Source organism: Gardnerella sp. CCPDSM (assembly GCF_056754715.1).
Genome location: NZ_JBQEQO010000001.1, coordinates 161,887 through 177,172 on the forward strand (window position 1 = coordinate 161,887; position 15,286 = coordinate 177,172).

The 15,286-nt window shown below is 43.7% G+C and carries 10 protein-coding genes and 2 tRNA genes; 11 read left to right on the forward strand and 1 reads right to left on the reverse strand.

Going from position 1 to position 15,286, the window contains the following annotated elements; genetic code table 11:
- The first annotated feature begins 76 nt into the window (after positions 1-76).
- Positions 77-1,168 carry a tryptophan--tRNA ligase gene (gene trpS, locus ACTJLE_RS00720; RefSeq protein ID WP_481266997.1) on the forward strand — a complete coding sequence of 364 codons (1,092 nt, stop codon included), beginning with the start codon at positions 77-79 and terminating at the stop codon, positions 1,166-1,168.
- 116 nt (positions 1,169-1,284) lie between these two features.
- On the opposite strand, the gene ACTJLE_RS00725 is transcribed toward trpS, so the two are convergent.
- Positions 1,285-3,030 (reverse strand): threonine/serine exporter family protein, encoded by a 1,746-nt coding sequence (locus ACTJLE_RS00725; RefSeq protein ID WP_481266998.1) that lies wholly within the window; start codon positions 3,028-3,030, stop codon positions 1,285-1,287.
- A 204-nt stretch (positions 3,031-3,234) separates the two neighbouring features.
- Between ACTJLE_RS00725 and ACTJLE_RS00730 the strand changes: the two genes are divergently transcribed.
- The 10 genes from ACTJLE_RS00730 (at position 3,235) to ACTJLE_RS00775 (ending at position 15,224) form a co-directional block, all read left to right on the forward strand.
- Positions 3,235-5,991 carry a phosphoenolpyruvate carboxylase gene (locus ACTJLE_RS00730; protein ID WP_119487434.1) on the forward strand — a complete coding sequence of 919 codons (2,757 nt, stop codon included), beginning with the start codon at positions 3,235-3,237 and terminating at the stop codon, positions 5,989-5,991.
- A 186-nt stretch (positions 5,992-6,177) separates the two neighbouring features.
- On the forward strand, positions 6,178-6,837 hold the full coding sequence (locus tag ACTJLE_RS00735) for a carbonic anhydrase (protein WP_481266999.1): 660 nt from the start codon (positions 6,178-6,180) through the stop codon (positions 6,835-6,837).
- Complete coding sequence (locus ACTJLE_RS00740) at positions 6,831-7,964, forward strand: permease (RefSeq protein ID WP_481267000.1); 1,134 nt, start codon at positions 6,831-6,833, stop codon at positions 7,962-7,964. The genes ACTJLE_RS00735 and ACTJLE_RS00740 overlap by 7 nt, the downstream gene beginning before the upstream one ends.
- Positions 7,961-8,734, forward strand: a complete 774-nt coding sequence (locus ACTJLE_RS00745) for a TIGR03943 family putative permease subunit (RefSeq protein WP_481267001.1) — start codon at positions 7,961-7,963, stop codon at positions 8,732-8,734. The genes ACTJLE_RS00740 and ACTJLE_RS00745 overlap by 4 nt, the downstream gene beginning before the upstream one ends.
- A 74-nt stretch (positions 8,735-8,808) precedes the next feature.
- Complete coding sequence (locus ACTJLE_RS00750; RefSeq protein WP_119487438.1) at positions 8,809-10,104, forward strand: hemolysin family protein; 1,296 nt, start codon at positions 8,809-8,811, stop codon at positions 10,102-10,104.
- Positions 10,105-10,159: 55 nt separating this feature from the next.
- Complete coding sequence (locus tag ACTJLE_RS00755) at positions 10,160-10,639, forward strand: Dps family protein (RefSeq protein WP_004126655.1); 480 nt, start codon at positions 10,160-10,162, stop codon at positions 10,637-10,639.
- A gap of 126 nt (positions 10,640-10,765) precedes the next feature.
- Positions 10,766-10,839, forward strand: a tRNA-Ile gene (locus tag ACTJLE_RS00760).
- 27 nt (positions 10,840-10,866) lie between these two features.
- Positions 10,867-10,939, forward strand: a tRNA-Ala gene (locus ACTJLE_RS00765).
- Between the two features lie 308 nt (positions 10,940-11,247).
- On the forward strand, positions 11,248-13,515 hold the full coding sequence (locus tag ACTJLE_RS00770; protein ID WP_481267002.1) for a heavy metal translocating P-type ATPase: 2,268 nt from the start codon (positions 11,248-11,250) through the stop codon (positions 13,513-13,515).
- A gap of 242 nt (positions 13,516-13,757) precedes the next feature.
- Positions 13,758-15,224, forward strand: coding sequence for an FAD-dependent oxidoreductase (locus tag ACTJLE_RS00775; RefSeq protein ID WP_481267003.1), 1,467 nt, complete (start codon positions 13,758-13,760; stop codon positions 15,222-15,224).
- The last annotated feature ends 62 nt before the right edge of the window (positions 15,225-15,286 follow it).

The following is a 15,286-nucleotide window of genomic DNA, read 5'->3' on the forward strand; positions in this document are numbered from 1 at the left end:
GTGTATTGTCTGTGTAAACTTTTACCATAAAAGCCATATTTTAAGCGTAAAAGTACGTGTAATTAAGGAGCTAAAAATGCCGGAAGAAGCACAAATTACAGCTGCAGGAAACGAGATGAGCGCAAGCTTTCTTGCGGCGCGTAAGCGTTCGGATGCAACTCTTGAAAAGTTGAAAACTAATCCAGCCTCGTTTACGATGCTTACCGGCGATCGCCCAACAGGCCGTTTGCATTTAGGACATTATTTTGGTTCGATTCGTGAGCGTGTCGCAATGCAACAGCGTGGCGTAAAAACCAATATCATTATTGCTGACTACCAAGTTATTACAGATCGCGACACAACCGAGCATATTGAAGATAATGTGTTGAATTTGGTGCTTGATTACATGGCAGCTGGAATTGATCCAGAAAAAACCATGATTTTTACGCACTCTGCTGTGCCTGCTGCAAATCAGCTTATGCTACCATTCCTGTCTCTTGTTACGGAAGCAGAATTGCATAGGAATCCTACTGTAAAGTCGGAAATGGAATCTTCCGGTCACGCTTTAACTGGGCTGCTTCTTACTTACCCAGTGCATCAAGCTTGCGATATTCTGTTTTGCAAAGCAAATGTTGTGCCAATTGGCAAAGATAATTTGCCTCACGTTGAAATTACTCGCACAATTGCTCGTCGTTTTAACGAGAGATACGCAAAAAAGAATCCAGTATTTCCAGAGCCTGCGGCAATTTTGTCTGACGCTCCAGAAATTCCAGGTTTGGACGGTCGTAAGATGAGCAAATCTTACGGAAATTCTATTATGCTTGGAGCAACTGCTGAAGAAACTGCTAAGTTAATCAAGAAAAGCCCAACTGATTCTGAGCGAATGATTACTTTTGATCCAGTTGAGCGCCCGCAAGTTTCAGCACTTTTGACTACAGCAGGATTAGTAACAGGCAGGGATCCTAAAGAGATTGCTGAAGAAATTGGTAACGCTGGTGCCGGCGCGCTGAAAGCTTACGTAATTGAAAACGTAAATAATTTCTTGGCACCTCATCGCGAGCGTCGCGCGGAATTAGCAAAAGATATGGATACTGTTCGAGATATTTTGCACGATGGTAACAAGCGCGCCAACGCTATTGCTGAAGAAACACTTTCTCAAGTGCGAGACGCTATGGGAATGAAGTACTAGAGGTACTAGAAGTACTAATTAAATTTTAATAAGCAAATTAATAAACAATAAAGCCGCTCGCAAGAAAACTTGTAAGCGGCTTTTTGTTGAAAATTGATAGACTGAAATTTAGAAAATCACACGTCGTAACGCCAACTTTTATCTGTAATAACTCGCGCTACAGCAAGACCAATCGGCAAGCAAATAATCACCATAAAAGCGCGGAAAGTCCAATCTAACGCTGGAAGCGTGTGGAATTGGCCAAGATAAAACATTGCGCGATACATATAAAGTCCTGGAACCATAATCACAATTGAAGGAACCGTAAGACCTATTCGCGGATAGCCCAAGTATTGAGGTGCAAGTCCGTGACGAACAATAGAGCGCCAAGCAGAAGCCAGCAAGCCAGCAAGTAAAGCTCCAGTGAAAGCCGCAATTTCTGCAGCAATACCGAAATCTGTCATAGTTAAACGCAAAGTATCGGTAATAGCGCCAATAACGCCGGCAACTAAGCACATGCGCTGTGGAGAATTAAACAGAACGGAGAAGCCCCACACGCCAGCAAAAGCTGTAATAAGTCGAAGAACAGCATTAAGCCAAGGGTTCAATCCGAGCGGAGGGAAACCTTGAGGGTTAAGCTGCACAAGGCTTGCAACTGTCCAGCCTGCAAGAGTTCCCATCAAAATAATCGCAAGCGTATAACACAGACGTTGAATGCCGGAAGGGAAATCTATTTTTGCAATATCCAAGCCGCCTGTAATAAGCGGGAAGCCTGGAATAACAAACAGTACTGAGCCAATATACGCAGTTGTATGATTTAGTGCGCTTGGGTCGAAGTAGCCAATAAGTCGCAGTGAGCCGATGCAAGAAAGTGCGCCGATTGCAACAGCAACGAATGTGACTACAAATTGGTTAAGATGATGCATAAACATGCGGCGACGAATATAATGGCCGATTCCTGCACCAATAAAAGCGCCAATCATGTCGTAAAGTCCGCCGCCAAGCAAGAAAGCAAAGGATGCGCAAGCTATTGCGGAAGCAAGACCTGCAAACCAAGGTTTATAAAGCGGCTTTCGATTTTTAATCAAATCAAGACGGTCATGCACTTCTCGAACAGTAAGAGGATGATTATTTTTAGAATCGTTATTACTGCTGGAATTGTTTACGTGCGAAAAATGTTCAGCATAAGCGTTTTCTGGCTGTAATGCAAAAATTCCGCGCGGCTTTTCTTTTCTTATAGCTTCTTGTAAAGCTTTTTCTTCCGCAACTTTTGCAGCATGCTCTTCGGACTGCTTAGCGGTTTGTACAATATCGCGCTCTGCGTCGCTTTCTTGAAGAGTGTCAACTAATTCCTTAGAAACAGCTGCTTTAGAGTGGTACAAGGAATCGTTGCCAAGCTTTACGTTAAACCAGTCTGCAAAATGCTCCAAAAGCCAAATACGCTCAGTGTTTACGCCGGTGGTTGGAAGATCAACAACCTCAGTAATACGCTCATGCTTATCGGTGCAAGTTGCTTCAATATCGGTGAGATTCACGTCCGCGCGCACGTGAACGCCCATCGGTTCGCCGATTCTGTGCATAAGTTCGCGAACGCGGTAGCTTCCGGTTCCTGCTCCTAATCCGAGCGCGCCAACGCGAATAATAATGCTTGATTTTGCAGCTATGCACGCTTCAGTAACAGGCTTATCCCAATCGCGCTCAACATCGTCCATGTCAAGCGGGATAGCATGAGTATGAAAACGTCCAGAAGGTTTGCCAACTACATGCCCGGTTGAAAGAATTTCAGGTTTGTTGCTACAACTGTCACTATCTGCAGTATTACAGGCGTTATTGCCTGTATTGCTATCTGAATTACTGCTTGCATTATTATCTACTCTACTCACAATTTTTCAGTATACGACCCCCTTTGCCTAGCAGATTTTTACAAACAAAATACGCTTCGAACTACGTCCGGTGGTAGTTTCACAATTAACTTGGTATCTCGCTGGAAACAAGGCTGTGGGCTTGCAACTTTTGACCTACATAACCGCGGAGGAGCCGCGGAAGTCAGATGATCAAGCAACCTTTGTCTGGCGCAAGGAGGTCTGATGACAGAAGAAAATCAGCAGGTTACTCCAGCAGACGCAACTATTGTTACGTCTGGTTTAGGGCGAAAAGGCCCAGAGGAGCGTGACCTTCCAGCATCGCTTAAGCAGGACATGGATTTGTGTTTGCATATTCTTCGCGATGTTCTTGGTGAATTTGATGAAAAATTGCTCGCAGTATTCGACGACGTTCGTTTGAATACTGTTGAAGCTAGTGCCGCGCATTTTGCACAAATGGTAGATGCAAAAGTAACAGCCGACGATGGCTTAAGTAAGGCTGTTAGCAAGCTCAACGGAATGAATTTGCATGATACTCAGCTTTTAGCTCGCGCTTTTGCAACATACTTCCATTTAGCTAATTTGTGCGAAGAGAATTATCGAGTTTCTGTACTTCATCAGCGTGAATGCGATGTTGAAGATTCGATGCCAGTTGACCCAGTAAACGAACTTACTTGCGCGTATCACAAATTATTGACGGAAATGAGTCCAGCGCAAGCTAAAGAATTGCTTGCAAAACTTGAGTTCCATCCTGTATTTACTGCGCACCCAACTGAAGCTCGTCGTAAGGCTGTTGCTGGAAAGATTCGTAGAATTTCGCAATTATTAAGCGAGCATCATCGCTTAGGCGGATCCGACAAGCGTGAAAATTATCGTCGTCTTTATAACGAAATTGACGCTCTGCTTAGAACTTCGCCAATTGCTTTGAAGAAGCCAACTCCAGTTGAAGAAGCTGACACTATTCTCGATATTTTTGACGCTACATTATTTGACACTATTCCAGTTGTGTATCGTCGTTTTGACGATTGGCTGCTTGGTAAGAAGGCAGGTCTTGTGCCTCCTCGCTGCCCTGCATTCTTCCATCCAGGAAGCTGGATTGGTTCGGATCGCGACGGCAACCCGAACGTGACTGCTAAAGTGAGCCGTCAGGTTGCTCGAAAGTTTAGCGATCATGTTCTTGCGGCTTTGGAGAATCGCACGCGCGAAGTTGGCAAGTGCTTAACTATGGAAACTCGCACAACTCCTCCAAGCGTGGAGCTGCTTGAGTTGTGGAATCGTCAGCGCGAAATGAGCGAACAGCTTACAGAAAGCGCTTCAGACGTTTCTAATAGTGAGCCACATCGTGCTGTAATGCTTGTAATGGCTGACCGTTTGCACCGCACTATTAGCCGCGATACGGATTTGATGTATCATTCTTGCGAAGATTTTATTGAAGATTTGCAAATTGTGCAGCGCTCTTTGGCTGAAGGTGGCGATCCTCGAGCAGCTTATGGTCCTTTGCAGGATTTGATTTGGCAGGCGCAAACCTTTGGATTCCACATGGTTGAAATGGAATTCCGTCAGCATTCTCTCGTGCATTCTCGCGCTTTGGAAGATATTCGCGAACACGGATTGCACGGCGAACGCGGACCGCTTCAGCCGATGACTCGTGAAGTGCTCGATACTTTCCGCGCTTTGGGAGCAATCCAAAAGCGCAACGGCATGCGTGCTGCTCGACGCTACATTATTTCCTTCGCAAAATCTGCTCAGCATGTGCGCGACGTATTTGAGCTTAATCGTCTTGCTTTCGCTCACCCACAGGATGCGCCAACAATCGACGTAATTCCACTGTTTGAGCAGTTGGAAGATTTGCAGAATTCTGTAAATGTGCTTGAGGAGATTATTAAAATTCCTGAAGTGCAAGCTCGTCTTAAGGCTACCGGCCGAAAGATGGAAGTTATGCTTGGTTACTCTGATTCTTCCAAGGATGCTGGTCCTACTTCCGCAACGCTTGCTTTGCACTCTGCTCAGGAGCGCATTGCTCAATGGGCTAAGAAGCATGATATTGATTTGACACTATTCCACGGCCGCGGTGGTGCTGTTGGCCGCGGTGGCGGTCCTGCAAACCGTGCAGTGCTTGCTCAGCCAGTTGGTTCCGTCAACTGCCGATTTAAGCTTACTGAGCAGGGCGAGGTTATTTTCGCCCGCTACGGTAACCCTATTTTGGCAATTCGCCACGTTGAATCCGTTGCTTCTGCAACTTTGCTTCAGTCTTCGCCAAGTGTTGAGAAAACTAATACTGATATGACGAAGAAGTATGCGGATATGGCTGCAAAGCTTGATGTTGCAGCTCATGAGCGCTTCCTTGATTTGCTGCAAACGGATGATTTCACTCCATGGTTCTCTACGGTTACACCGCTTAGCGAGATTGGTTTGCTTCCAATAGGTTCTCGCCCAGCTAAGCGCGGTTTGGGCGCGAAGTCTTTGGATGATTTGCGCACAATCCCGTGGGTGTTCTCTTGGGCTCAGGCTCGAATCAACTTGGCAGCATGGTACGGTTTGGGAACAGCTTGCGAAAAGTTTGGCGACTTGGAAACTTTGCGCAGAGCTTACGAAGAGTGGCCGCTGTTTAGTACTTTTATTGACAATATTGAGATGTCTTTGGCTAAAACGGATGAGCGTATTGCTCGCATGTACTTAAGCCTTGGAGATCGCGAAGATTTGAGCGATAAGGTACTTTCGGAAATGCAGCTTACTCGCAAGTGGGTTTTGCAAATTGTTGACGACAAGTGGCCTTTGCAGCATCGTCACGTGCTCGGCCAGGCTATTCGAGTGCGCTCGCCTTACGTTGACGCGCTTTCTGTAATCCAATCCCTTGCATTGCACAAGCTTCGTAACAAGGTAGATAAGGAAGAATTGAGCGAAAGCCAGCAGGCAGAGTTCATCTACCTTATTCTTTGCACTGTTTCCGGCGTTGCTGCAGGCTTGCAAAATACTGGATGATTTTAATAAATTACTAAATCAAGAAGGCTCTCGTATTTGCGAATTGCGATACGGGAGCCTTTTTGATAATAGGCTTATATTCTTAAACAAAATTCTTATTTACTACGAAAGATACAATATATTCTAAGTCAAAAATTTTAAACTTTAATCAACTAAATATTGCCAATGCCAATGTAGGAGGTAATAATGCAAGAAGAGGCAAGCGAAGATTTTGCTAATGAAAATTCGGTTTTAGCTACATCGGTATTAAGCGCAATGCTTGCAGGGAATCGCAAATTTGCAGAAGGCAAGTCAACTAATGCAGGCGTAAATTCACAAGCGCGCATAAAACTTATTGACGGCCAGCATCCTGGAGCTGTTGTGCTTTCGTGCGCGGATTCTAGAGTTGCTCCAGAATTTATATTTGATGCCGGTTTGGGGGATATTTTTTCTGTTCGCACAGCAGGTGAGATGTTGGATGATGCTGTAATTTCTTCGCTAGAATACGCTGTAAGCGATTTGGGAGTAAAAGTGTTGGTTGTGCTTGGGCATGAGCATTGCGGCGCCGTACAGGCTGTTTTGCCGAGCGTGCAAAAGCTGGTTTCTGAATACGGCGAAGATAAAACAAGCGAAATAATTGAGTCGAGCGAGTCAATATTGCTGCGTTCTTTAGGGCCGGCTGCGCTCGCAGGTGTTGAAGAAGACTTGAGCACGGACGATATTGAGCGCATTCACGTGTCTAATATGTTGGCTGAAATTTGCGATAAATCTCAAATAATTCGCGAAGCTGTTTTTAGCGATGTTTTGATGCTAGTTGGAGCAAGATACCGTATGAGCGACGGTTTGGTGGAAGTATTGTCATGCTAAAAACAGAAACCCAAGCGAAACCAGCAAGTCAAGCAAGTCAAGCAAAACCAGCAAATTCTGCTCACTATCTTTTTTTAGTTGCTGGCATACCTTTCGCTGCTCTTATTATTGCTATGGCTCCTGCTTTACAAGCGCGCTGCCCGTGGCTTCTTATTGACACAACTGTTCGTGGCGTTGCTGGCCTACTTTTGCAAGCAATTCCTTTCACTATTATTGGCGTTCTTGTGTCGGCGGCTGTGGAAACTTGGGTAACGTCTGATTTTATTGAAAAACACGCTCCTAAATCCACTGCAAACGGCTTTTTGGCTGCAATACTTGCAGGCGTGTGCGTGCCGGTGTGCGACTGCGTTGTTGTGCCAACATTTTCTAGGCTGGTTGCAAGAAAATTGCCGCTTCCATGCGCAGTAACGTTCCTGTGTGCGGTTCCTGTAGTAAATCCTGTGTCTGTTTTAGCGACTTGGTACGCTTTTGCGGACGTTCCTGCGGTAGTAGTTATGCGCGTAGCTTTAGGTGTTGGCATCGCTTTATTAGTTGGATTTAGTTTTGTAATTTTTCCTACAAAATCGCAAATTTTGCGTAATGAAAATTTATTAAAAAATAATTTTAAATCAAAATGTTCTTGTGAACTAAATTGTGGCTGCAATCATGTAACGCAATCAGCGCAATCAACTAAAGTAGTGCAGCAAAATATCAAAAAATCAAGTATTTGCGCGCAAATAAAGCTGTACATAAAGCATATTCACGAAGATTTTTTGAAACTTTTACCAATTATTGTATGCGGAACTATTGTTGCTTCTATTATTCGCGCTTGGCTTGGTGCGGATCCTGCATCTCGCGTGCAAGCGAATAATATTTGGTTTGCAATTCCTGCAATGATGGCTATTGCTTATTTAAGTTCGCTATGTTCAAGCTCGGATGCTGTTATTGCGCGTAGCTTGGCAGCATCTTTGCCGATGTCTTCAGTGCTGGTATTTTTGCTATTTGGCCCAATGCTGGACTTAAAAAATACGCTTATGCTAGTCGCCGACTGCCGTGGAAAATTCGTTTTGCGCTTAACTTTAACTATTGCTGGCGTATGCTTCCTTGCTTCGCTATTTTCTAACTGGGCTTGGGGATTCATGCTATGAAACGCACGAGGTTTTTCGCAACTAAAAGCGAGCAGCGCAATCACGTTACTTTTGCTGGGCTTGTAGAAGCTTTCTTATTATTGTGCTTAGCTGCAGTGATTGCTGTAGTAACTTTAAGTGGGCAGTACACTCTTTTCACCACTCCTAGAGCTTTCATTTATTTAATAATTGCGTCAGTTTTGCTGGTAGTTTTAGCATTTTGCGCTGCATGCGGCTGGTTTGCGGTTTCTTCACGCGACTCGTGGCGCATATTAATTTCCATAGCGATTCCAGCTCTTCTAATTATTATTCCTTTACAGTCTTCGCAAAGCCTTAGTTCAAGCGGTTTTGACCGTTACGCAGGAGGACGTGCGATTGCGATTCGTTACAATTCGCGACTTGCTGGTTTGAACGAAAAATCTCGCGAAATAAAAGTAAAAAATGACGATTTTGGATTATGGTATGACGAAATTGATCATAATTTGTCAAAATATGAAGGCTACACGATTACGATTACGGGGTTTGTAAGCCGTGACGCTACTTTAGGCGCTAACCAATTCCGCATTTCTCGCCAACTAATGTCGTGCTGCATACTAGACATGTCTCCATTCGGACTAGTTGCTGAATATTCCTCTTCTAAAAATCTCGCCGAACATAAGTGGGTGCAGCTTCGTGCGCGCATTGAGCGCGGAAATGTTGGAGTTCACGGGTACCAGCGTGCTGGAGTAGTCTTGCGAGTAATCTCTTTGAGAACCGCTCAAGCCCCAACCGGGTATTTTTACCGACCGTAAATAATTTTCTACTAAAAATTATTTTCTACTAAAGAATTGTTGATATCGCATAGAAGTAAACTAAGATAACAATTATGGCGATTGGTTTTAATATTCTGCTCATTATAATTTTTCTACTATTCGGGTCTATATTTGCGGCAACCGAGTTGGCTTTAGTGAGCTTAAGAAGTTCGCAAATTGATCGCATGGAACTGCAGGATGCTCGCGGCGCGCGTGTTGCGAAAATTGCGCGCGACCCTAATACTTTTCTATCTGCACTGCAAATTGGCGTAACGCTTTCTGGTTTTCTTTCCGCATCCTTCGGCGAATCTGCGTTAGCGCCTTACGTTGTGCCTGTTGTGCGTTCATGGGGTGTGCCGGCTCATGTTGCAGGCCCTCTTACTACAATCTTCTTAACTCTTATTATTTCGTACTGTTCTATTGTTATTTCCGAACTCGTGCCGAAGCGTATTGCAATGCAACGTGCTGAACAAATTGCGCGATCGGTTGTGCCGGCAGTAGATATTTTCTCGAAAATTTGTAAGCCGCTTATTTGGCTTATTGGTAAGAATACTAACGGTTTTGTGCGTTTGCTTGGATTTGATCCTAATGAAAAAGAAAGCGAAGTTTCTGACGAAGAATTGCGCGTGCTTGTTAATAGCAATAAGCGTTTAAGTCAGGATGAGCGCAATATTTTGGATGACGTGTTTGATGCTTCGGAAACTATTGTTGCTGAAGTGATGCGCCCGCGTGCTGACGTGGAATTTCTGGACGGCTCGTTAAGTCTTGAAGAAGCAGCTGCAAAAATTCGTGAGCTTCCGTATTCCAGATACCCGGTTATTGGCAAGGATTTTGACGACGTTATTGGTTTTGTGCATGTGCGCGATTTGTTGGATGTTAGAGATCCTAACGCAAAAACTGTTGCAGATGTAACTCGCGAAGGAATTAGTCTTCCTGGAACTTCAAAGCTTTTGCCAAGCCTAGAGCTGCTTCGAAAGCGCGGAATCCATTTGGCTATTGTTATTGACGAATACGGCGGAACTGACGGAATTGTAACTCTTGAAGACATGACAGAAGAGTTGGTTGGAGATATTCGTGACGAGTATGATCTGCCAGAAGAATCTGAGCAAAATAATGTGAATAAAACAACTGCTTTTGTAAATGGTGTTGCAAAAATTGATGGTGGTATGACTATTGAAGATTTTGCTGACATTACAGGCATTGAGCTTGAAGATGGCCCTTATGAAACTGTTGCAGGCTATTTCTTAGCGCATACTGGTTCTATGGGAAGCGTTGGAGCTGTTTTGCACGATGCAGACGGCTACGATATGACTGTAACTGCGGTTGATGGTCGACGTATTGCAACTCTTGAAGTGCGTCGTCGCGCGTAATTTAAGCCGTAGCAGTAGAATGTAATAGTAATAAAAAATCTAAGGAAGGATAAATATGGCCTTATTGCATATTTTGCCAGGTCTCGACGAAGCGGCCAGTGAAAAGGCTGTTGCTGTTTTGCAGAATCGTTTAAGCCATGAGCAGGAGGCTGCTTTGGTGCTTAAACATGCTCATTGGAATGTTACTGGTCCAGATTTTATTGCTGTGCACGAAATGCTTGATCCGCAGGTTGCTGAAGTTTTGGCGCAGGCGGATGAAACTGCTGAGCGAATTGCAACTTTGGGTGGTTCTCCACTTGGACGCGCAGACGATGTTGTTGCAGCTCGCACATGGAAGCGTTTTGCTTTAACTGGTCGCAAGTCAACGAAAGAATATTTGCAGGCTCTTATTGAATATTACAACGATATGATTGCAGATGATCGCAAAGCTATTGCAGAGCTTGACAATCTTGACATTGTGAGCTCTAACATTATTCAGGATCACGTGCAGCAGCTGGAGAAGTTCCAGTGGTTTATGCGTAGCCATCTTGATTAATTAACCTCTGTTTGATTTTTTTGATTCGAACCGCAACATGCCATTTTCTTTTTATGGCGTGTTGCGGTTTGACATTTTCTGTGTCTGTGCTAATGTAACTACTTGTATGTTTTAGGCATACAAGTTGGGCCCGTAGCTCAGGTGGTTAGAGCGCATCCCTGATAAGGATGAGGTCGGAGGTTCAAGTCCTCCCGGGCCCACGATAGAATGGTTACATTCTTTCAAATGGGGCTATGGCGCAGCTGGTAGCGCATCTGCTTTGCAAGCAGAGGGTCAGGAGTTCGAGTCTCCTTAGCTCCACAAGCAAGGTTCTGGTTGATTTTTCAACCAGAACTTTTTTGTTTATTAATTTGTTTTTGGGTTTGTTTTAGTTTTTATTGTTTAAGCTTGCGTTTATGAGAATGTTTCTCATCAAGGCTTATTGGTATGATTACTAAATACAAATAAATATAAATAAATACAAATATAAATTAAATATAAATTAAATATAAATATCTTTACGCCGTGTATTGAGTGCACTATTTAAGTTGCGCTCAATGGGTTAACAAGGCGTGAAATCGTGTGTTAAACGTCTTAAGCGGTTAACCTGATCAGCGTAAGGAAAGTGTATGCGTAAACTTTTAGCATATTGCCGTCGTGCACCACAATTAACAGTCGTAATTTTTGCTTTTCCTTTTATTGTGGCTTTTTACTCATGCAATTTGCCTATATTAACTACTTTCTGTGAGCACATTGCTAACTTTACGCAACAAATCTTTAATCTTTTAAAACTCAATTACGATATTTCCATAAATCTTAGTCTTGGCAAAACTATTATCGCTATTCTAGTTTTATATACCAGCCTTGTTTCTTTGCATAATATGATTAAAGATTTATTGCATGGAACTTTAGGTATTGATTTGCTAGCTTTTGTTGCATTGCTTGCAACGCTTTTTATTGGTGAGTTCTGGGCAAGTTATTTGATTGTTGTAATGGTTTGGACGGGAGAAGCGATTGAAGATTTTGCGCATATGAAAGCTCAGCGCAATCTATCTCTTTTAGTAAGCGCAGCTCCAAAAACTGCTCATCTTATGACTTTGCCAGGTATTGAGCATGGAATGAATAATAATCAAGCAAATGATGAATCCTACGAACCGCCATGTTTGAGTGAAAATCAGTGCAAGCCTAGCTCGTGTGTTCTGTGCCAGCATGCTGAATTTAGAAAAGTAGATGCCGCTAATTCTAAGCAATCTAATAGTAGCGAGCAAAATTGCGAAAGTAATTGCGAAAATAATAACTTGCAAAATTTCAACTGTAAACGAAATAATTGCCCATTTTTGCAAGCATCTGCAGACGGCGAAATCTCCTCAAATTTGCAGCGTTACAAAACGGTTCCAGTTGATGAATTAAAGATTGGAAACGTAATTATTGTGCTTCCTGGCGAAACTGTGCCAGTTGATGGCGAGCTGCTAAGTGGTTCTGCAATTTTAGACACAAGTGCTATTAACGGAGAATCCGTGCCCCGAGAAGTCTATGCGGGAGCTGCAGTGCTTTCAGGCTGTGTAAACGGTGGAGTTGTGCTTATTATGCGCGTAACAAAGCTGTCTAAAAACTCGCAGTATCAGAAAATCATGCAGCTTGTTGAGTCTGCTAGGTCTTCTAAAGCTGCAGTAGTTAGATTTGCAGACATGCTATCTGTGCCGTTTACAGTATTATCTTTTGCGATTGCAGGTATTGCATGGGGCTTTTCTGGCGACGTATTGCGATTTGCGCAAGTACTGGTTTTGGCAACTCCTTGCCCGCTGCTTATTGCGGTGCCGGTTGCGTGCATGGCTGGTACTGGGCGTTTAGCGAAACTTGGAATCGTTGTAAAAAGTCAGGATGTTCTGGAGCAGTTAAGCCGAGTAACAGACGTATTCTTCGACAAAACTGGCACATTGACAGTTAAGCAGCCGCAGGTGGTAAACGTAGATGTAATTGACGCTACGCAGAATGCTGATCGAATTGTGATGCTCGCAGGTGTTCTAGAAACTTATTCTCAGCACATACTTGCAGGCGGTATTGCTAAAGCTGGAGCAAGCTTGTGGGAAAATACTCACCCATCTTCGGTTCCGCAGCTTCCTAGCGTTAGAGAGTACCCAGTAGTGCACAGTGTTAAAGAAACTGCAGGTCAGGGTATTCAGGGCGTTGTGGACGGTGTTTTGGTGCGCGTTGGCAGACGCAAGTACGTTACAGAGCAAAACGCGAATCAAACTATAGGTAAATCTCTTGCAGCAGACGAAATGGCAACCTACGTGTCTTTTGACGGCGTGCTGGTAGGAAGAATCGTATTAAAAGACGTGCCGCGAAATAACGCGAAATCAACTGTTGAAAATTTGCGTTCGCTTGGAGTTAAATCAATATCTATTCTTACTGGCGACGGCATGCAAGCTGCAACAACCATTGGCAAAAGCGTTGGTATTGATTCTGTGCATGCAGATTTACTTCCGCAAGATAAATTAGCGTATGTAAAAAAGCGCAATTATAATGCAGTCAAAAATAAGAAAGATTCAACCGTAACCATGATGGTTGGAGACGGCGTAAACGATGCTCCTGTGCTTGCTGCCTCCGATATTGGCGTAGCGGTAACGGACGGCACGGATACAGCAGCATCTGAGTGTGCGCAAGTAGTTATTATGAACAACAATATTGCGTCAGTTGCTGGCGCAATACGCGTGGCAAAACAAACTAAGCGCATTATGGTTCAGTCAGTAATGATTGGAATTGGTTTAGCGATTATTAGCATGATTTTTGCAGCTTTTGGCTTTATTCCAGCGGTTATTGGAGCCATGATGCAAGAAATAATCGATGTTATTGCAATTACGTGGGCTTTAACAGCATTGCGCGAACGCAAGTAAATTATTCTTAACCATAGTTACTTGGGTATGTTATAAGACGAAACAATGCGCTAGTCTAATTATGAAAGCATACGAGTTAGCTTCGCCTATTAATAATTAAGCTGGAACGTAACTTATTTTTGCAACGTACAGATAACGCTTTTTAGTTACGTAGAAATAGAAGCAACCTATGCTTGTAGGCCGCGCAAAATAGCGCGAACACGGTGAAACTGCCGTATATATAGCTCAATATGGGGATAATAATGGAAAAAAATAATTTAAACGAAAATGTTTCACGCGAAACATCTCAATTGCGAATTGCAGTAATTGGTGCAGGCCCTGCAGGAGTGTATTCTTCCGATATTTTCTTGCGACAACTTGCTAAACGTGGCGAAGAATTAGGTCTTGGCACGAGCGCTCGCATTGATCTTTTTGAAAAGTTGCCTGTGCCTTTCGGCTTAGTGCGTTATGGAGTGGCTCCGGATCACCCAAGTATTAAATTTATTGCTGACGCACTTGAAAAAACGCTTTATAATCCAAATATTCATCTTTATGCAAATGTTGAATTTGGTAAAGATATTACTTTAGAAGATTTATTGGAGCGCTACGATGCAGTGTTATTTGCCACAGGAGCTGTGGAAGATAGGCCGCTTAGAGGGGTTCCAGGTGCTGATTTAGACGGAGTTTACGGAGCTGCAAAATTCGTAGAATGGTACGACGGATACCCAACTAGCAAGCGCACATGGCCGCTTGAAGCAAAGGAAGTAGCTGTTATTGGCGGCGGAAACGTGGCAATGGATGTTGCTCGTGAGCTTTTGCGCGACCCTGATTATTTGCGCGCGCATACAGATATTCCAGACGACGTATACGAAGGATTACAAAAAAATCAAACTCATACTTTGCATTTATTTATTCGCCGAGGCGTAGCTCAAGCGAAATTCTCCGTGCAAGAATTGCGTGAAATGGAAAAGTTATCCGGAGTGCAAATTGTTATTAACGAGGACGATTTTGAGCTAGACGATGAAACGATAGAAGTTGCTGGTAACGATAAGCTCACGCGTCAAATGGTTGAGGAGCTTTTTGCGATTCGAGACATGGCAGAAGACATGGAAGATGGCGGAAACGTTGATTTTGAAGGAAATCCTGCCAACCGACGTTACGTTATTCATTTCAATTCGGCTCCGGTTGAAATTCTTGGCGAAGATGGGCGTGTGAAAGCAATACGAGTTGAGAAAACTGTTACAAGCGCGGACGGCACAATGACTCGTACTGGTGAATTTGAAGATTACGATGTGCAAGCTGTGTACCATGCGATTGGCTACCATCCTGCAGAAGTTGCAGGCATTGCTTACGACGAAAAGCGCACTCTGCTTGCAAATAATGATGGTCGAATCGTAACTTCTGTAGAAAATGGTGAGGTGCGCGAACGCTTGTATGCTACCGGCTGGGCTAAAAGAGGACCTGTTGGTTTAATCGGCTCTACTAAATCCGACGCGCTTCTTATTGTTGACCGCATGCTTGAAGATTTAGCAAAATCCGGGCTTATTGCAAAAGATCGTGACGAAAAGTCTATTGATAAACTGCTAGCTTCGCGTGAAATACGCCATGTTGACTACGCAGGCTGGAAGCGAGTTGATAATTACGAGCGTGCGTCCGGCGCAAGTGAGCAGCGCGCGCGAAAGAAAGTGGTATCTTCTGCAGAACTTTTAGAAATTGCTCTAGGAAAATAGCTGAAATTTAATATTTTTTCTTGTAGTGAGTAAACATGCAGTATATATTCAGAAAAATTTAA